At 71.0% G+C, this 18,011-nt stretch carries 19 protein-coding genes; 6 read left to right on the top strand and 13 right to left on the bottom strand.

Annotation, left to right across the window (positions count from 1 at the left end; genetic code table 11):
• Positions 1-156: 156 nt before the first annotated feature.
• The 3 genes from ACQEV2_RS31980 to ACQEV2_RS31970 are packed head-to-tail and all read right to left on the bottom strand — an operon-like array spanning position 157 to position 2,058.
• Positions 157-915 carry a DUF3710 domain-containing protein gene (locus tag ACQEV2_RS31980; RefSeq protein WP_398816584.1) on the bottom strand — a complete coding sequence of 253 codons (759 nt, stop codon included), beginning with the start codon at positions 913-915 and terminating at the stop codon, positions 157-159.
• 1 nt (position 916) lies between these two features.
• A complete protein-coding gene (gene dut / locus ACQEV2_RS31975; protein ID WP_433049198.1) occupies positions 917-1,477 on the bottom strand; it encodes a dUTP diphosphatase in 561 nt (186 codons plus the stop codon).
• Positions 1,474-2,058: a PaaI family thioesterase gene (locus ACQEV2_RS31970; protein WP_433049195.1), complete on the bottom strand. Its 585-nt coding sequence runs from the start codon at positions 2,056-2,058 to the stop codon at positions 1,474-1,476. The genes dut and ACQEV2_RS31970 overlap by 4 nt, the downstream gene beginning before the upstream one ends.
• Before the next feature lie 58 nt (positions 2,059-2,116).
• Here ACQEV2_RS31970 and ACQEV2_RS31965 point away from each other — a divergent pair, with 58 nt between their 5' ends.
• Entirely contained in the window at positions 2,117-2,578 is a 462-nt protein-coding gene (locus ACQEV2_RS31965) for a DUF3093 domain-containing protein (RefSeq protein WP_433049193.1), read from the top strand.
• A 67-nt stretch (positions 2,579-2,645) separates the two neighbouring features.
• On the opposite strand, the gene ACQEV2_RS31960 is transcribed toward ACQEV2_RS31965, so the two are convergent.
• From ACQEV2_RS31960 to ACQEV2_RS31945, 4 genes are all read right to left on the bottom strand, one after another.
• Positions 2,646-3,572 (bottom strand): hypothetical protein, encoded by a 927-nt coding sequence (locus ACQEV2_RS31960; RefSeq protein ID WP_433049190.1) that lies wholly within the window; start codon positions 3,570-3,572, stop codon positions 2,646-2,648.
• A 13-nt stretch (positions 3,573-3,585) separates the two neighbouring features.
• Positions 3,586-3,882 carry a DUF4193 domain-containing protein gene (locus ACQEV2_RS31955; RefSeq protein WP_003997302.1) on the bottom strand — a complete coding sequence of 99 codons (297 nt, stop codon included), beginning with the start codon at positions 3,880-3,882 and terminating at the stop codon, positions 3,586-3,588.
• Between the two features lie 405 nt (positions 3,883-4,287).
• A complete protein-coding gene (locus ACQEV2_RS31950) occupies positions 4,288-5,520 on the bottom strand; it encodes a sensor histidine kinase (protein ID WP_433049187.1) in 1,233 nt (410 codons plus the stop codon).
• Between the two features lie 6 nt (positions 5,521-5,526).
• Positions 5,527-6,180 carry a response regulator transcription factor gene (locus ACQEV2_RS31945; RefSeq protein ID WP_393456645.1) on the bottom strand — a complete coding sequence of 218 codons (654 nt, stop codon included), beginning with the start codon at positions 6,178-6,180 and terminating at the stop codon, positions 5,527-5,529.
• Between the two features lie 418 nt (positions 6,181-6,598).
• On the opposite strand from ACQEV2_RS31945, the gene ACQEV2_RS31940 reads away from it, so the two are divergent.
• The gene (locus tag ACQEV2_RS31940; RefSeq protein WP_433049183.1) at positions 6,599-6,772 is read left to right on the top strand and encodes a hypothetical protein; all 174 of its coding nucleotides are present in this window, start codon (positions 6,599-6,601) and stop codon (positions 6,770-6,772) included.
• A 203-nt stretch (positions 6,773-6,975) separates the two neighbouring features.
• Here the strand turns inward: ACQEV2_RS31940 and ACQEV2_RS31935 are convergent, their stop codons facing one another.
• Both ACQEV2_RS31935 and ACQEV2_RS31930 read right to left on the bottom strand, forming a co-directional pair.
• The gene (locus tag ACQEV2_RS31935; RefSeq protein WP_433049180.1) at positions 6,976-7,812 is read right to left on the bottom strand and encodes an inositol monophosphatase family protein; all 837 of its coding nucleotides are present in this window, start codon (positions 7,810-7,812) and stop codon (positions 6,976-6,978) included.
• Positions 7,809-8,936, bottom strand: a complete 1,128-nt coding sequence (locus ACQEV2_RS31930; RefSeq protein WP_433049177.1) for a ferrochelatase — start codon at positions 8,934-8,936, stop codon at positions 7,809-7,811. Before ACQEV2_RS31930 ends, ACQEV2_RS31935 begins: the two co-directional genes overlap by 4 nt.
• 204 nt (positions 8,937-9,140) lie before the next feature.
• Here ACQEV2_RS31930 and ACQEV2_RS31925 point away from each other — a divergent pair, with 204 nt between their 5' ends.
• The 3 genes from ACQEV2_RS31925 (at position 9,141) to sepH (ending at position 13,182) form a co-directional block, all read left to right on the top strand.
• Positions 9,141-10,379: an MFS transporter gene (locus ACQEV2_RS31925; protein ID WP_433049175.1), complete on the top strand. Its 1,239-nt coding sequence runs from the start codon at positions 9,141-9,143 to the stop codon at positions 10,377-10,379.
• On the top strand, positions 10,339-11,658 hold the full coding sequence (locus ACQEV2_RS31920) for a D-arabinono-1,4-lactone oxidase (RefSeq protein ID WP_433049172.1): 1,320 nt from the start codon (positions 10,339-10,341) through the stop codon (positions 11,656-11,658). Before ACQEV2_RS31925 ends, ACQEV2_RS31920 begins: the two co-directional genes overlap by 41 nt.
• A 474-nt stretch (positions 11,659-12,132) precedes the next feature.
• Positions 12,133-13,182, top strand: coding sequence for a septation protein SepH (sepH, locus tag ACQEV2_RS31915; protein WP_433049169.1), 1,050 nt, complete (start codon positions 12,133-12,135; stop codon positions 13,180-13,182).
• Positions 13,183-13,473: 291 nt separating this feature from the next.
• Here sepH and ACQEV2_RS31910 read toward each other — a convergent pair whose 3' ends face one another.
• Positions 13,474-14,325: a sulfurtransferase gene (locus tag ACQEV2_RS31910; protein WP_433049166.1), complete on the bottom strand. Its 852-nt coding sequence runs from the start codon at positions 14,323-14,325 to the stop codon at positions 13,474-13,476.
• 296 nt (positions 14,326-14,621) lie between these two features.
• Here ACQEV2_RS31910 and ACQEV2_RS31905 point away from each other — a divergent pair, with 296 nt between their 5' ends.
• Positions 14,622-15,425, top strand: a complete 804-nt coding sequence (locus ACQEV2_RS31905; protein WP_433049163.1) for a VOC family protein — start codon at positions 14,622-14,624, stop codon at positions 15,423-15,425.
• A 39-nt stretch (positions 15,426-15,464) separates the two neighbouring features.
• On the opposite strand, the gene ACQEV2_RS31900 is transcribed toward ACQEV2_RS31905, so the two are convergent.
• From ACQEV2_RS31900 to ACQEV2_RS31890, 3 genes are all read right to left on the bottom strand, one after another.
• Complete coding sequence (locus tag ACQEV2_RS31900) at positions 15,465-16,112, bottom strand: thymidine kinase (RefSeq protein ID WP_433049160.1); 648 nt, start codon at positions 16,110-16,112, stop codon at positions 15,465-15,467.
• Positions 16,113-16,180: 68 nt separating this feature from the next.
• Positions 16,181-17,374, bottom strand: a complete 1,194-nt coding sequence (locus ACQEV2_RS31895; RefSeq protein WP_433049157.1) for an alkaline phosphatase family protein — start codon at positions 17,372-17,374, stop codon at positions 16,181-16,183.
• The gene (locus ACQEV2_RS31890) at positions 17,374-17,961 is read right to left on the bottom strand and encodes a DUF5998 family protein (RefSeq protein ID WP_433049154.1); all 588 of its coding nucleotides are present in this window, start codon (positions 17,959-17,961) and stop codon (positions 17,374-17,376) included. Before ACQEV2_RS31890 ends, ACQEV2_RS31895 begins: the two co-directional genes overlap by 1 nt.
• Positions 17,962-18,011 lie beyond the last annotated feature (50 nt).

Here is an 18,011-nt window from a genome sequence, read left to right as displayed (position 1 = left end):
TATGAACGCGAAGCGCCTTTATGAACGGGCGCGTTGGCCGGAGACGGTAGGTACAGACCAATAGGCCGTCAAGGGTTCACGCACGAGAAAGGGCCGCACCCCCGTGAGGGGATGCGGCCCTGGTGTCTTTTACGCCGGCCGCTGTCTCTACGGCGCTCAGCGCACCTCGGTGATCTCGGGTCCGCGCTGCAGCTGGCCCATGCCGCCGGAGAAGCGCGAACCGGCCTCCTCCTGCTGGACGCCCTCGGGAACCATCTGGGCGTCGTTCGGCAGCTTCAGGACGATCGGGTCGCGGGGCGCCATCGGGCCCTCGCCGCGGACCACGACCGTGTCCCGGAAGATCTGCTCGAGCAGCCCGGCCGCCTGCGGCTGCACCGCACCCTGACCGGAGATCACACCGCGCAGGAACCAGCGGGGACCGTCCACGCCGACGAACCGCACGACCTGGAAACCACCCGTGCCGTCCGGCAGCTGCACCGGCACCTGGGCCCGCAGCTCCCAGCCCAGCGGGCCCTCGACCTCGTCGATGATGCCACCCTGCTGGGTGATGCCGGAGCCGATCTCCTCGCGCACCTCGCCCCAGATGCCCTCGCGCTTGGGCGCGGCGAAGGCCTGCAGCTGGATGGCGCTGTCACGCAGCACGACGGTCGCCGCGACGATCGCGTCACCGGCGACCTCGACGCGCAGCTCCATGCCGTCCACACCCGGCACGAACAGGCCGCCCAGGTCCACCCGGCCCTCGCCGGGGTCACGGACCTCGGAGCTGTCCCAGGGCCCGTCGGGCCGCGGTTCCGGTTCGAGCCGTACGCGCTCGCGCGTGCCGTCGTCGTCCGCCTCAGTGTCGATGTCGACGACCTGCTCGGGCTCGCCGGCCGCGTCCTCGGCGGCACCCTTCTTCTTGCGACGTCCGAACACGTCACTGTCCTTCCCGGTCGGATACGACCGAAGCGTATCGATTCCCACCCGTAGCGCCGCCATCGGCGGCCTCAACGCTTGTCTCGCTTGTGCCGCTTGCGCCGTCCACCGCGGCATGGCCGCCGGTGGACCCGAAGCCCCCCTCGGCCCGCGCCGAATCGGGAAGCTCCGCGACCTCCTGGAAGCGAACCCTCTCGACCTGCTGGACGACCAATTGGGCAATCCGGTCGAAGCGCTCGAACCGCACGGGCTCATGCGGGTCGAGATTCACCACGATCACCTTGATCTCCCCACGGTACCCGGCATCAACCGTCCCCGGGGCATTCACGAGGGCGACACCGAGGCGGGCGGCCAGGCCGGAACGGGGGTGCACGAAGGCCGCGTACCCCTCCGGCAGGGCCACAGACACCCCGGTGGGCAGCACCGCCCGCTCCCCCGGCTTCAGCTCACAGGCCTCGGTGGTGCGCAGATCGGCTCCCGCGTCACCGGGGTGTGCGTACGTCGGAAGCGGTACGTCGGGGTCGACGCGCCGGATCAGCACGTTCAGGGGGTCACGGCTCACGGGTTCACCTCGAAGGCACGGGCACGCCGGACCTGGTCCGGGTCGTTCATGGCGGCCCGGATCTCCTGCGGGCGGCCGTTGTCGATGAAGTGGTCGACCTTCACCTCGATGAAGAGCGCGTCGGCACGGACGGCGACGGGCCCCTCGGGGCCGCCGATCCGTCCGGTGGCGGTGGAGTAAATCTTGCGGCCCGCCACCGCCGTCACCTCGGCCTCCAGATACAGCACCGTGCCCACCGGAACCGGCCGCACGAAGTCGGTCTCCAGCCGACCGGTGACGGCGATCGTGCGCAGCAGCCAGTTGAGGGAGCCGAGGGTCTCGTCCAGAGCGGTCGCGAGCACACCGCCGTGCGCGAGCCCCGGCGCGCCCTGATGGGCGGGCTGCACGGTGAACTCCGCGGTGATGCTGACGCCGTCCCCGGCCCGCGCCTCCAGATGCAGCCCGTGGGCCTGCTCACCGCCACACCCGAAACACTGGCTGTAGTGCGCACCGAGGAGCTCACCGGGCGCGGGAGCATCAGGGTGACGGGCCGGTTTCACGGCGTCGGCCGGGGGCTTGAGAGCCGCTGAAATACCACTCACAGCCGCAGACCTTACCCGCGCGTCGGCAAGTTCCGGACACCGTGCCAAGCTTGGCTCCATGCAGCTCTCCGCCACCCCGTACGAAGAACGTCTCACCGCCCCCCGCTCCTGGTGGCTGATCTCGTTCCTGGCCGGGGTCTCCCTGGCTCTGATCGTCCTGCCCTTCGGCACGCTGCCCATGCTCGCCGCCCTGGTCGGCGGCACCGCCGCGGCGGCCGTCGTGGCCAGTTCGTACGGCTCGGTCCGCATCCGTGTGGTGGGCGACTCGCTGATCGCGGGCGAGGCGAAGGTCCCGGTGCGGGCCCTGGGCGAGGCGCACGTCATGGATGCGGAGGAGGCCCGCGCCTGGCGCACCCACAAGGCCGACACCCGGGCCTTCCTGCTGCTGCGCGCCTACATCCCCACGGCCCTGCGCGTGGAGGTCACGGACCCCGAGGACCCGACCCCGTACCTGTATCTGTCGACCCGCGAGCCGGAGCGTCTGGCAGAGGCGATCAAGGCGGCCAAGGCCTCGGAGTAGCACACCCGAGCGGGCCGTCACCGGCCTGGTCAAGACTTGTTCAGCCGGGCGCAAAGGCTTCCCGGCTTCAGCCGCCTCCGAGCTCCTTGCGCCCACGCGGCCGTGCGATGTCCCCCATCTCCAGCGGTTGCGCCGGACGCTCCAGCGGGGGCAGCTCCGGCAACTCGTCCCAGGGCACCTGCATCTTCCTCAGGTCCGCCCGGATCCGCGCCGCGAGTTTCTTGGTGTCCCGGCGGTTCATGACCGCACCCACGGCGGCACCCACCAGGAAGGGCATCAGGTTCGGCAGATTCCGGACCATCCGCTTCATGATCTGCTGACGCAGCTCCCGCTTCATCTGCCCACCGAGCGCGGCGTTGACGGTCGCCGGCTTCATCGGGTCGATGCCGCGTTCCTCGGACCACGAGGACAGATACGCGGTGCTGCGGTCCTTGAGACCGCCGGGCGGGCGTACGCCGTACACCTCGTACAGCTCGGCGATCAGCTTCAGCTCGATCGCGGCCACACCGGTGATCTCGGCGGCCAGCTCCGTCGGCATCGCGGGCGGTACCGGCAGCATCGCCGCCGCGCCGACTCCCGCACCGACCGTCGAGCTCGCGTTCGCGGCGCCCGCCACGAGCTTGTCCGCGAGTTGCTCGGGTCCGAGGCCCGGGAACTGCCGCCGAAGCGTCGCGAGGTCCCGTACGGGGATCCGCGGGGCGTTCTCGATGATCCGGTCGGCGAGGTACCCGATGCCCGCCCTGGCGCGGCTGCCGCCCTTACGGACGCCTTCCCGGGCCCTTTCCCGGATGACCGCGCCCCTCCGCCGGGTGACGGGCGCGGGAACCTCCGCCGGGGCCGGGAGGTCGGCCCGGCCGGACGTGGGTTCGAGCGAGGCTCCCGCATCGGGTGAGCCCCGCTCGTCGTCACGCGCGCCATGCGGGCCGTCGGGCGGCCCTTGGTCCGCTCCCCGTCGAGAGAAGCGGCGCTTCCGAGGAGGGGTCGAGCCAGTCACGGCCGACCCAGCCTCAGTCGCAGTCGCGGCAGATCGGCTGACCGTTCTTCTCCCGGGCCAGCTGGCTGCGGTGGTGCACCAGGAAGCAGCTCATGCACGTGAACTCGTCCTGCTGCTTCGGCAGCACCCGGACGGCCAGCTCCTCATTGGAGAGGTCGGCGCCGGGCAGCTCAAGCCCCTCCGCGGCCTCGAACTCGTCGACGTCCACAGAGGAAGTCGACTTGTCGTTCCGCCGGGCCTTGAGCTCTTCAAGGCTGTCCGAGTCGACGTCGTCGTCGGTCTTGCGTGGGGTGTCGTAATCCGTTGCCATGTCGCTCTCCCCCTCTGGGTGTCTGCGGTGTCTCCAGCGCACGTAACGCGTGAGAGGCCGGACTTGTGCCCGACCCGAGGCGGAGATTTTGCCTCACATCAAGGTCTGTTACTCAATCGACACCCAACCGGACTCCTCAAGAGTGATCGGCTTGGATGGCGAACGGGACCGTACACGGTCCTAATGCCGCAGTTCAAAGGCGTCTCACCGTGTACTTCCCGTGATCAGGACCCCCGAAAACCCGGATTTTCCCGGCTTTCCGGCAGGTCGCATGATCACGGAGAGTAGATGGCCGGAAAACCGCCCTTGTGATCGATCACACACGGGCCTGCTCGCCGAGTGCCCAGAAAATTCCGCGCAAAGCGAACATCCCCGCGTACCGGCCCTGCGTCGGCGCACATGATCTCAGATCGGCAGGGCGACTCGCATGACGAGTCCTCCGCCCTCGCGCGGCTGCGCCGAGATGTGCCCGCCGTGCGCCCGGGCCACGGACCGCACGATGGACAGCCCCAGGCCGACGCCCTTGTCGCTGCCCGTGCGTTCCGTGCGCAGCCGTCTGAACGGCTCGAAGAGATTGTCGATCTCGTACGCCGGCACCACCGGCCCGGTGTTCGCGACGACCAGGACCGCCTGCCCGTGCTGAACCTCGGTGGTGACCTCGACCCAGCCGCCCTCCGGGATGTTGTAGCGGACCGCGTTCTGCACCAGGTTGAGCGCGATCCGCTCCAGCAGCACGCCGTTGCCCTGCACGACCGCGGGCTTCTGTTCGCTGCGGATCACCACGCCCTTGGCCTCCGCCTCCGCGTGCACCTGGTCGACGGCCTGCTCGGCCACCTCCGCGAGGTCGACCGGCTTGCGCTCGACGATCTGGTTGTCGCTGCGGGCGAGCAGCAGGAGGCCCTCGACGAGCTGCTCGCTGCGTTCGTTGGTGGCCAGCAGCGTCTTGCCGAGCTGCTGCAGCTCCACCGGCGCGTTCGGGTCGGACAGGTGCACCTCGAGAAGCGTGCGGTTGATCGCGAGCGGGGTGCGCAGCTCGTGCGAGGCATTGCCGACGAAGCGCTGCTGGGCGGTGAAGGCCCGCTGCAGCCGCTCCAGCATGTCGTCGAAGGTGTCGGCCAGCTCCTTGAGCTCGTCGTCCGGTCCGTCCAGCTCGATACGGCGGGACAGGTCCGAGCCCGCCACGGAGCGCGCGGTGCGCAGAATCCGGCCGAGCGGGGCCAGGACGCGGCCCGCCATGGCGTAGCCGAAGGCGAAGGCGATCACGGCGAGACCGAGCAGGGCCAGCAGGGAGCGGCTGAGCAGGTCGTCCAGGGCGTGCTCGCGCTGCTGGTTGGCGCACTCGGCCATCGCGCGGTTGAGTTCGGTCGCCGTCGGCTCGCTCGGGAAGTTGCAGCTCTCGCTGGCCACCTGCCCCGAGAGGATCTTGAAGGGCAGTTCACTGCCCACGTTCAGCGCGTTGGCGGCGAACAGATAGATGATCGACAGCAGCAGGATGCCGGCGATCAGGAACATGCCGCCGTACAGCAGGGTGAGCCGTATCCGGATGGTGGGGCGCAGCCACGGGAAGGTGGGCTCCGGCCTGCGGGGGTCCCACGTGGGCTTCGGGGGCGCCTGGGGAGGCGCGGGTGTCGCGGCCATGGGGAATCAGATCCGGTAGCCGGAACCGGGCACCGTGACGATGACCGGCGGCTCGCCCAGCTTGCGCCGCAGCGTCATGACGGTCACCCGCACCACGTTCGTGAACGGGTCGGTGTTCTCGTCCCAGGCCTTCTCCAGCAACTGCTCGGCCGAGACGACCGCGCCCTCGCTGCGCATCAGCACCTCCAGGACGGCGAACTCCTTCGGCGCGAGCTGCACCTCCTTGCCGTCGCGGAAGACCTCGCGGCGGTTGGGGTCCAGCTTGATGCCGGCTCGCTCCAGCACGGGCGGCAGCGGGATGCTCGTACGGCGGCCGAGGGCACGCACGCGTGCCGTCAGCTCGCTGAAGGCGAAGGGCTTGGGGAGATAGTCGTCGGCGCCGATCTCGAGCCCCTCGACACGGTCGCTGACGTCGCCCGAGGCCGTGAGCATCAGCACGCGCGTGGGCATGCCGAGTTCGACGATCTTGCGGCAGACGTCGTCGCCGTGCACCAGCGGGAGGTCGCGGTCGAGGACGACCACGTCGTAGTCGTTGACGCCGATGCGCTCCAGGGCGGCCGCACCGTCGTACACGACGTCGACGGCCATGGCCTCCCGGCGCAGTCCGGTGGCCACCGCATCGGCGAGCAGTTGCTCGTCCTCGACGACGAGTACGCGCACGTCGCTTGTCCTTCCTGTGTCCACCCGCGTAGCGCTTGTCCGGCGCACGGGCAGGGTCTTGTTGATGGGGTGTCTTGGCCTCCATCCTGCCCTTTTCCGCCATAAGTCGGCGGTAAGACGGGTGAGCGGGCCGAAGGACGGGTGTGAAGCCCGGGAATGCGAGATTTTCTCTTCCGGTTGAGGTTTCCGCGGAAGGGAGCGGGGGGAGGACGGCTTGTACACCCCGCGATCACGCTCTGCTTGTGCCGCACCACCATGCGGTACGAGGCGATCCGCTTTCCGCAGAGCGGGTGTGGGTGTCCGGCACCGTCGCCGCCCAGCATGGGCAGCGCTGGGCATCTACCGGAGACGTGATCGCCCCTTCCGAACGGCACACCCCCGTGCCACCGACCCACGACCCAGGACGAGGGGGCGCAGCATGGACGCATTCACCGCAGGACTTCTGCAGCGCATAAAGGCGACCGAGTCCGACCTGACGCGGGCTCGTGACGAGGGCGACGACTTCCTCGTCGAGGTGGAGCAGGGCGAGCTCGACGACCTGCGCCGCCTCGCTGCCGAGCATGGTGTGGAAGTCAGCGCGTCTAGCGTCTGATCAGCTCGTGAGCACGACAACAGGCCCCCGGCGAATCCAGCGCCGGGGGCCTGTTTCTTGCCCAAACTCACGGCAAGTGCCCACCAACCTCACTGGGCCGACGACACCGGCCGCGAGGGAGCCGTAGGGGCGCGCCGAAGGCGACCGAGCCAGACATTCGGCACACCAGCTGCAGGACTGACCCCTGCAACGCCGGACCCCCGTCAGTCGTGCCAGGCCCCAAAGTCCTCCAGCAGTCGCTGAAGCGGCTCGAACACCCCCGGCGTAGCGGCGACCGCCAGATCGCGTGACGGCCGCTCTCCGGGCCGCCCACCGGTCAACGCGCCCGCCTCCTGGGCGATCAGGTCCCCCGCGGCCAGGTCCCAGGCGTTCAGGCCGCGCTCGTAGTAGCCGTCCAGACGGCCTGCCGCCAGGTCGCACAGGTCGATCGCGGCCGAGCCTCCGCGTCGGATGTCGCGGAGCAGAGGGATCAGTTTCTGGGCGACGTCGGCCTGATGAGTGCGGACCTCGGTGACGTAGTTGAACCCCGTCGAGACCAACGCCTGGTCCAGCGGCGCCGCGGGCCGGCAGCCGAGCCTCCGCTCGCCGTCCCACGCTCCCGTGGCCCACGCACCGCGCCCACGCACCGCGTGGTACGTCTCCCCCCGCATCGGGGCCGCCACGACGCCGACGACCGCCTCGCCGTCCTGCTCGGCGGCGATGGAGACGGCCCAGGTCGGCAGGCCGTACAGGTAGTTGACGGTGCCGTCGAGCGGGTCGATCACCCAGCGGACGCCGCTCGTGCCCTCGGTGGAGGCGCCCTCCTCGCCGAGGAAGCCGTCGTCGGGGCGGTGCTCGGAGATCAGGTTCGTGATCAGCTTCTCGGCCGCGATGTCCATCTCGGTGACGACGTCGATCGGGCTCGACTTGGTCGCGGCGACCGCGAGGTCGGCCGGGCGGCCGTCGCGCAGCAGCTCGCCTGCGCGACGGGCGGCCTCCTGGGCCAGGGAGAGAAGTTCCGTGTGCAGAGGGTCGAGGGGGTCGGTCACGAGGCTCCTCATGCGTAGGGGCTGTCGGCGCCCGCCGCGGCGGGCTTGGGCGCGCGGGACGGGCAGCAGCCCACCGGGCAGAGGTTGTGGCTCGCACCGAGCGCGCCGAGGGCGCAGGGGGTGACCTCTTCCGCACGCTCCACGGCGGCGCGTTCCAGGACGAGGTCGCGGATCGCGGCGGCGAAGCGCGGGTCGTCGCCGACGGTGGCGGAGCGGCGCATCGGCAGGCCCAGTTCCTCGGCCTTGGCCTTGGCCTCGGTGTCGAGGTCGTAGAGGACCTCCATGTGGTCGGAGACGAAGCCGATGGGGGCGATCACGACCGCGGGGACGCCGGCCGCGTGGCGCTCCTCCAGGTGGTCGCAGATGTCGGGCTCCAGCCACGGGATGTGCGGGGCGCCGGAGCGGGACTGGTAGACGAGCTGCCAGGGGTGGTCGACGCCGGTGCGCTCGCGGACGGCCTCGGCGATCAGCCGGGCGACGTCCAGGTGCTGGGCGACGTACGCGCCGCCGTCGCCGTGGTCCTCCACCGGGCCGGAGGTGTCGGCGGCCGCGGTCGGGATGGAGTGGGTCGAGAATGCGATGTGCGCGCCGTCGCGGACGTCCTCGGGGAGGTCGGCGAGGGACTCCATGACGCCGTCGATCATCGGCTCCAGGAAGCCGGGGTGGTTGAAGTAGTGCCGCAGCTTGTCGATCTTCGGCAGCTCCAGGCCCTCGGCCTCCAGGGCGGCGAGCGAGTCGGCGAGGTTCTCGCGGTACTGGCGGCAGCCCGAGTAGGAGGCGTAGGCGCTGGTGGCGAGGACGAGGACGCGGCGGCGGCCGTCGGCGACCATCTCGCGCAGGGTGTCCGTCAGGTACGGCGCCCAGTTGCGGTTGCCCCAGTAGATCGGCAGGTCCAGACCGTGCTCGGCGAAGTCCTTGCGGAGGGCGTCGAGCAGGGCGCGGTTCTGGTCGTTGATGGGGCTGACTCCGCCGAACTGGAAGTAGTGTTCGCCGACTTCCTTCAGGCGTTCCTTGGGGATGCCCCGCCCACGGGTCACGTTCTCCAGGAACGGGATCACGTCGTCCGGGCCCTCGGGGCCGCCGAAGGAGAGCAGCAGCAGGGCGTCGTAGGGGCTGGCATCGCGCGCGTCTGGCATGGGTCGATCCTGTCATCCGGTACTGACAGCCGGGAAACGGCGGGGTGACCACCCGGGTTCCCGGTTCGTCCGGCAGGGTGCGTTAGGGTCACCTAACTCGTAAGCTGTCTCGGTCATCCACGCGCCTTACTGAGTCGCCCTGAGCTTCCTGAGCCTTCCCGAGCCGCCGCAGTCCGCGCTGCTCCCGCCCGACCGGAGACCCCCGTGCCCAGCCCTTACCGCGCCCTGTTCACCGCCCCCGGCACCAAGGGCTTCACCGCCGCGGGCTTCCTCGGCCGGATGCCGCTGTCGATGATGGGCATCGGCGTGGTGACGATGGTGTCGCAGTTGACGGGGCGGTACGGCCTCGCCGGCGCTCTGTCGGCCACCATCGCGCTCGCCGCGGCGGTGGCGGGGCCGCAGGTCTCACGGCTGGTCGACCAGTACGGGCAGCGGAGGGTGCTGCGTCCGGCGACGCTGGTCTCGCTCGCGGCGGGGGCCTTGCTGCTGTTCGCCGCGCACTACGGGTGGCCGGACTGGGTGCTGTTCGCGGCCTGCGCCGGCATCGGGTGCGTGCCCAGTGTCGGGGCCATGACCCGGGCCCGCTGGGCCGCGCTGTACCGGGGGACGCCGCAGCTGCACACCGCGTACTCCTTCGAGTCCGTGGTGGACGAGGTGTGCTTCATCTTCGGGCCGATCATCTCCATCGGCCTGTCCACCGTGTGGTTCCCGGAGGCGGGGCCGCTGCTCGCCGGCTGTTTCCTGGCGGTCGGCGTGTTCTGGCTGACCGCGCAGCGGGCCACCGAGCCCGCGCCGCATCCGCGCGAGCGCCACGGCGGCGGCTCGGCGCTGCTCTCTCCCGGACTGCAGGTTCTGGTGGCCACGTTCGTGGCGACCGGAACGATCTTCGGGGCCGTCGACGTGGTCACCGTGGCCTTCGCCGACGAGCAGGGGCACAAGGGCGCCGCGAGCGTGGTCCTCGCGCTGTACGCCGTGGGCTCCTGCGGGGCGGGCGCCGTGTTCGGGCTGCTGCGCTTCAAGGGGGCGCCCGAACCTCGCTGGCTGCTGGGCATATGCGCGATGGCCGTGAGTATGATCCCCCTCCTACTGGTCGGAAACTTGCCGTTTCTGGCCGTGGCGCTGTTCGTTGCGGGCATGGCCGTCGCTCCCACGATGATCACCACCATGTCCCTGATCGAAGAGCACGTACCACGCGCGCAACTGACCGAGGGCATGACCTGGGTGAGCACCGGGCTCGCGGTCGGGGTCGCGCTCGGCTCCTCCGCGGCCGGCTGGGTGATCGACGCGGCCGGTGCGGACGCCGGGTACGGGGTTCCGGCGGTGGCCGGGGCCGTCGCGGTCGCGGTCGGTTTCCTGGGGTACCGCCGGCTCAGCAGGCCGGCTCCGCGTCGGGGAGGCACCGTTGAGCAGCACAGCGAGCGGCAGGAACGGCACGTGGCGTAACTGGGGCGGCAATGTCGCCGCCCGCCCCGCGCGGGAGGTCACTCCGGCCTCCGTGGAGGAGCTGTCCGCGGCGATACGCCGGGCCGCCGAGGACGGCCTGAAGGTGAAGGCGGTCGGCAGCGGACATTCCTTCACGTCCATAGCCGCCACCGACGGTGTGTTGATCCGCCCTCAACTGTTGACCGGCATCCGCAACATCGACCGTGACGCCATGACCGTCACGGTCGAGGCCGGCACCCCGCTCAAGAGACTCAACATGGCCCTGGCGCGCGAGGGCCTGTCGCTCACGAACATGGGCGACATCATGGAGCAGACGGTCTCCGGCGCCACCAGCACCGGCACGCACGGCACGGGCCGTGACTCCGGCTCGATCGCCGCCCAGATCAAGGGGCTGGAGCTGGTCACGGCCGACGGCTCGGTGCTCAGCTGTTCGGAGAAGGAGAACCCTGAGGTCTTCGCGGCCGCCCGCATCGGCCTGGGCGCGCTCGGCATCGTCACCGCGATCACGTTCGCCGTGGAGCCGATCTTCCTGCTCTCCGCGCGCGAGGAGCCGATGCCGTTCGACAAGGTCCTCGCGGACTTCGACGAACTGTGGGCGGAGAACGAGCACTTCGAGTTCTACTGGTTCCCGCACACCGGCAGCACCAACACCAAGCGCAACAACCGCAGCGCGGGCCCGGAGAAGCCGGTGGGGCAGGTCGCGGGCTGGTTCGAGGACGAGTTCCTCTCCAACGGCGTGTTCCAGGTGGCCCAGTGGGTCGGCCGCGCGGTGCCGTCCGCGATCCCGGCGATCGCCCAGATCTCCAGCAAGGCGCTGTCCGCGCGGACTTACACCGACATCCCCTACAAAGTCTTCACATCACCGCGCCGGGTGCGGTTCGTTGAGATGGAGTACGCCGTTCCGCGCGAGGCCGTCGTGGAGACGCTGCGCGAACTGAGGGCCATGGTCGAGCGCTCCGGCCTCAAGGTCAGCTTCCCCGTCGAGGTGCGTACCGCCCCGGCCGACGACATCACGCTGTCCACCGCCTCGGGCCGCGACAGCGCCTACATCGCCGTCCACATGGCCAAGGGCGCCCCGTACCAGCGGTACTTCACCGCTGCCGAGCGGATCTTCACCGCGCACGAGGGGCGGCCGCACTGGGGCAAGGTGCACACGCGGGATGCCGAGTACTTCGCCCGGGTCTATCCGCGTTTCGGCGAGTTCACGGCGCTGCGGGACCGGCTCGACCCCGACCGCCGGTTCCAGAACGACTACTTGCGGCGGGTGTTGGGGGCGTAGCGCTCGATCGGCCCGCCCACCGGATCGGTCAACTCGGTCGACCACCTGCGCGACAACGGGACGCATGGCCGAAAGCATTAGTTCCGTTTCTGACATTTGCGTGAAGTACGCCACGTTCAAGGTCGGAAACAGCCCAACCCACGGCCGAGTCACGCTTCTTGCCAGAACTTCGGCGGCGTGCCAATCCACGCACGTGGCCCAAATGGAGTACTGTTGCGAGCCCTGGGTCCGGTCTCCCGCCAGGGCGTCCGTGGCCTTCAAGGACCGCCGGGAGGGGGCTAGTTGCACAGGGTGACGGAGTTGGTCACTTAGCGTTGCGCATAGGTAACCGTGCCATAACGGCGATCCAGGGCCCGTGCCCGACACGCCGGGCAACTCGGCAAGGTTGTGGCAGGCTGCACCCGGGCAGGCCACACTCGACTAGCGGAAGCAGCGACGCACGTGACGTCGGCAGGCACCACCCGGGAGGTCCCCATGCCCGAACTGCGTGTCGTGGCCGTCTCGAATGACGGCACACGGCTGGTGCTGAAGGCTGCCGACTCTACGGAGTACACGCTTCCGATCGACGAGCGCCTGCGCGCCGCCGTGCGCGGCGACCGCCCCCGCCTCGGCCAGATCGAGATCGAGGTCGAGAGCCATCTCCGCCCCCGCGACATCCAGGCGCGTATACGCGCTGGTGCCACCGCGGAAGAGGTCGCCCAACTCGCCGGCATCCCCGTCGACCGCGTACGGCGCTTCGAGGGCCCCGTGCTCGCCGAGCGCGCCTTCATGGCCGAACGAGCCCGCAAGACTCCCGTCCGCCGTCCCGGCGAGAACGCCGCCGGGCCGCAGCTCGGCGAGGCCGTGCAGGAGCGGCTGCTGCTGCGCGGTGCCGAGAAGGACACCGTGCAGTGGGACTCCTGGCGCCGGGACGACGGCACCTGGGAGGTGCTGCTGGTCTACCGGGTGGCGGGCGAACCGCACTCGGCGAGCTGGACATACGACCCGCCCCGGCGGCTCGTCCAGGCCGTCGACGAGGAGGCGCGCTCGCTGATCGGTGAGTCCGACGACCTCGCCGCGCCGGAGCCCAGCTTCCCGTTCGTGCCGCGTATCGCCCGGCTCCCTCGGGACCGCGAGCGTTCGATGGACCGTGCCCTCGAAAGCGCGCGGCCGAGCCTGCCGGCCCAGGCGTCCGAACCTGCCGAGGAGACCACGGAGGAACGGGACTCGCTGACCAGCCTGCTGGAGGCGGTGCCCAGCTTCCGCGGCGACCTGGTGGTACCGGAGCGCCCGTCGGAGCCGGACACGGAGGAGCCTCCCGCCGAGCCGGCCGAGGAGGAACCTCCCGCCCCCGCGGCCTCGGCCGGTGCCGGTTCCGCCTACGCGGACGTCCTCATGCCCCGCTCCGTCGGCAGCCACCGTGACCGCCTCATCGGCGCCACGGACCGCCAGGCCGAAGCGGACGGCGTCCGCCCGGGCCGCCGGGCCGCCGTCCCGAGCTGGGACGAGATCGTGTTCGGAACGCGCAGGAAGAAGCAGGAGTAGTCGGTCGTACGGCTGCGGAGGCGGCCGTACGGAGATGAGGGCCGCGCTGCCTCGCAGCGCGGCCCTCGTGCTGTGCGGAGCGGGTGCGTGGAGGCGTCCCTCGGTGCCATGCGCGGCTGCCGGGCGCGTGGGTGCTTGGCGTCGGACGGGATTGGCCGGGCGCCTGGGACGTGCGTCGGGGGCCTCGGGCCGGGGTCGGATGTTCCGGCCTGGGCGGTCTTGGGTCCGGCGAGTGGGACGCCCGCCGGAGCGGGCGAGCGTCCCAAGCTCTTACAGCGGCCCCACGGTTCGCTACTGCGGCTCCGGCCCCACAGCCACCGGCCGCGACGGATCCGACGACCACTCCGACCACGAACCGACGTACAACGCCGCCGGAATGCCCGCTACCGCCAGTGCCAGCACCTCGTGTGCGCCGGAGACGCCCGAGCCGCAGTACACGCCGACTTCCGTGCCCTCGGAGGCGCCCAGCGTCTTGAAGCGCGCCTCGAGTTCCGCGGGGGACAGGAAGCGGCCGTCGTCGCCGACGTTCTTGTTCGTGGGCGCGGACACGGCGCCCGGGATGTGGCCGCCGCGCGGATCGATCGGCTCGACCTCGCCGCGGTACCGCTCCCCCGCACGGGCGTCCAGCAGCACCCCGGACCGGGCGAGCGCCGCGGCGCCGTCGGCGTCGAGCAGCCCCGTCGCCCCCGGCGCCGGCTCGAAGTCGCCCTCCGCCGGAGTCGGTACGGACGTCTCCAGCGGGCCCTCCCAGGTCGGCAGCCCGCCGTCGAGGACCCGCACGTCCGGGTGACCCGTCCAGCGCAGCAGCCACCATGCGCGGGCAGCTGCCCAGCCCTGCCCGCCGTCGTACACGACCACCGGCGTCCGGGACGACACGCCCGACCGGCGCATCGCCGCGCCGAATTCGGCCAAGTCCGGCAACGGGTGACGGCCGCGCGGACCGGGCGCGGAGGCCAGCTCCCGGTCCAGGTCGACGTAGACCGCGCCCGGGATGTGCCCGGCCTCGTACGCGGCGCGGCCGTCGAACGGCGGCTGACCGGCCGCTTTGGCCAGGCTGAGCTGCCAGCGGACGTCGAGCAGCACCGGCGGGTTCTCGCCCGCCAGTTCGCTCGCGAGTTCGGATGCGGAGATGATGGCGTTCATGGCCACCATCCTTGCGCACGGGGTGGCCGCATCGCCCCGCTCCGGTTACTCTGCCCGCCGGACAGGCCCGATCACGAGGCGTACGGGATCAGGCACATGCTGTACAGCCGATCGACATCCGTCGGCAATCGCACGGAAAACGGGCGGTAAATCGCACACCGGGCATCCTCCGGGCACCGGCCGTCGTGCGGCGGCGCGCCCGCAGCGCGCGCGGCCACGGGTGGTGCAGCATCGGCTCGGGGGTCCGGACAGCGGAAGCGACGCGGCCACCGCGAGGGGCCGAGGAGAGAGTGACGATGACCGAGGCACGGGGGTCGGCCGGCCCGAACGGCGAGACGCACGCTCGGCACGCGCCCGGCACGCCCTGCTGGGTGAGTCTGATGGTGCACGGGCTGGCCGCGACCCAGGAGTTCTACGGAGCGCTGTTCGGCTGGGAGTTCCAGCCGGGCCCCCAGCAACTCGGCCCCTATGTGCGGGCCCTGCTCGACGGCCGTGAGGTGGCCGGCATCGGCCAGCTGCCGCCCGACCGCCACCTCCCCATCGCCTGGACTCCCTACTTCGCCTCGAACGACGTGGACCTGACCGCCGACACGGTACGGCTGTGCGGCGGCACCGTCGGCGTGGGCCCGCTGGACGCCGCCGAGGCCGGCCGGCTGGCGATCTGCTCCGACCCCGCCGGCGCCGTCTTCGGCGTATGGCAGACGGCGGCCCTCCGCGGCACCGACGTCACCGGCGTGCCCGGTACCCCCGCCTGGAACGAGCTGCTGACCTTCGAGACCGTGAACGTCGCCAAGTTCTACGAGACCGTGTTCGCCTACGAGGAGGAGCCGGTGGTCTCCGCCGACCTGGACTACGTGACGCTGCACATCGACGGCCGCCCGGTCGCCGGCATCCACGGCGTCGGCCACGCCCTGCCCCGCGACCGGGGCCCGCACTGGATGACGTATTTCGAAGTCGCCGACACGGACGAGACGCTGGCCCGGGTCGTCGAGCTCGGCGGCCACGTCCTCGGACCGGCCCACGACAGCGCCCACGGCCGCGTGGCGACGGTGTCGGACCCGGAGGGGGCGCGGTTCTCGCTCATCGAGAATCCGCACTGACGGCGCCCGGGAGCCGGGCTGTTGAAACGGAACGGCCGATCAGACCGGCTGCACCGGCAGGACGTCGGGTGACAGTGCCGCGGCCCGTGCGCTTGCCGCCGTCATACGGCGGCGGTGGTGGCGGCGGCACAGCACCTCGTAGCCGACGGCGTCCGCCTGGTTGACGTCGCCGACGACCACCTGGGCGCCCTCGACGACCATCTCGCCGCCTATCGTGCGGGCGTTGTGCGTGGCGCGGGCGCCGCACCAGCACAGGGCCTCGACCTGGAGCACCTCGACCCGGTCGGCGAGTTCCACCAGGCGCTGGGAGCCGGGGAACAGCTTGCTGCGGAAGTCGGTCGTGATGCCGAAGGCGTAGACGTCGAGGCCCAGGTCGTCGACCACGCGCGCGAGTTGGTCGATCTGCTCCGGAGCGAGGAACTGGGCCTCGTCGGCGATGACGTAGTCCGCGCGGCCGCCCTGGGAGAGATGGTCGACGAGGTAGGCGTACAGGTCCATGCCGTCCTCGACCTCCACCGCGTCCGTGACCAGGCCGAGCCGGGAGGACAGCTTGCCCTCGCCCGCGCGGTCGTCACGGGTGAAGATCACGCCCTGCAGGCCACGCGCCGAACGGTTGTGCTCGATCTGGAGGGCCAGCGTCGACTTCCCGCAGTCCATCGTTCCGGAGAAGAACACCAGCTCGGGCATGTCGAGTTGAGCACCTTTCGGCGTATGGATCGGGTGAAGCGAACGGACTGGCGGTGACGGTCAGGGCGTCAGGAGCGTACTTCGAGCAGGGGGACCAGCTGCTCGGCGGGGGTCATCGAACCGTGGTTGCCGACCATCGCCGACTCCTTCGGCTCCCGCTCGGACGCGATGATCAGGACGTCGTCCCGCGCGGCGGCGATCACATCGCCGAGACGGTCGTACACCCGTTCGTCGATCCGTGGCCCGAACCAGCCCGCCGCGATCGCCTCGTCCCGGGAGGCCACCCAGAACTGCTCGCCGAGCACCTCGCGCCAGCAGGTCAGGACGTCCTGCTCGGCGCCCGGCACCGCGTACACGTGCCGCGCCCGGCCCTCGCCGCCGAGGAGGGCGACGCCGGCGCGCAGCTCCCAGTCCTCGTCGAAGTCGATGCGGTGCTGCTCGTCGAAGGGCACGTCGATCATGCCGTGGTCGGCGGTGACGTAGAGCGCGGTGCGCGGCGGCAGCTGCTCGGTGAGGCGCTGGACCAGGCGGTCGACGTACATGAGCTGGCCGCGCCAGGTGTCGGAGTCGACGCCGAAGCGGTGACCGGCGCCGTCCAGCTCGGCGTAGTACGTGTAGACCAAGGAGCGGTCGCCGGCGGCCAGTTGCTCGGCGGCGAGGTCCATGCGGTCCTCGCCGGTCAGGCATCCGACGAACGTTCCGCCGCTGAGCGCGACCTTGGTCAGCGGGGTGTTCTCGAAGGTGGGCGAGGACACCTGGGCCGCGTGCACGCCCGCGCGGTGCGCCAGCTCGAAGACGGTGGGGTACGGCTGCCAGACGCTCGGCGACGTCCACGGCTGCCAGCGCAGCTGGTTCATCAGCTCGCCGGTCTCCGGGTTGCGCACGGTGTACCCGGGCAGGCCGTGTGCGCCGGGCGGCAGGCCGGTGCCGATGGAGGCGAGGGAGGTCGCGGTGGTCGCCGGGTAGCCGGCGGTGATCGGGCGTCCGGTGCCGCCGCGCGAGCTGCCGAGCAGGGAGCTCATGAAGGGGGCGTCTTCCGGGTGCGCCTTCAGCTGCTCCCAGCCGAGGCCGTCGATCAGGAACACGCAGTTCCGGTCGGCGGGGTTCAGCTCGGGAATCGCGGCGGTCATGTCCGGTACGGCCATGCCGGCGGCCAGCGTGGGCAGCAGATCGGCGAGCGAGCCGCTGCCGTAGTCGGGGGGCGGCGCGGAGGTGACAGCGAGGGGTTCCGGATGGGGATCCCAGGCGGTGTGCTGGACCATCAGTGAGCGACGTCCGCGGTCGCCTCGGAGAGGGCCTGCGCGAAGGCGAGTGCCTGGCGCACCGTCTCCGGGCCGTCACCGGCCTCGCTGACACGGAGGCTGAGGTCGTCCGCCGTCGAGCTGCCCGTGTAGCCGTGATCGGCCTCGCAGTTGGGGTCGCCGCAGGCGGCGGGCTCCAGGTCGATACGGGAGACGGCGCCCCAGCCGATGGTCAGCACGACCTCGCGGGGCAGGGTGCCCGGCGTGTACTGCTCCGGGTTGGCGACGACGCGGCTGACGACGACCGACGAGATCCGGCCGAGCTTCACGGACTCCGTGGACGTCGTGGCGTACGGCGTCGGGGAGGTGTTGTCCGCGGCCTGCTCGTCGGTGTGGCTGACGATGAAGCGGTTGCCGGTGAGGACGAGCACGGTCACGTGCCGCCGCACCTCGTTCTGGTCGAACGTCGTCTCCTGATGGACCAGGTACGACCGGATGGGCTCGCCGCCCACAGCGGCCTCCACCGCCTCGGCCACGAGGGCCGGGTAGTAGCCGCTGCGCTCGATCGCCGCACGCAGCCCCTGGGTCGTCGTACTGGTCTTGGCCATGACGCCCATCCTACGGGGGACCACTGACTGCGAGGGACCGCTCACGGCGG

Origin of the sequence: Streptomyces sp. CA-251387 (assembly GCF_050936625.1) — a bacterium.
In the GTDB taxonomy this organism is placed as follows: Bacteria; Actinomycetota; Actinomycetes; order Streptomycetales; family Streptomycetaceae; genus Streptomyces.
Note: the sequence above shows the minus strand (reverse complement) of the source record. Positions and strands in the feature narration are given on the sequence as shown.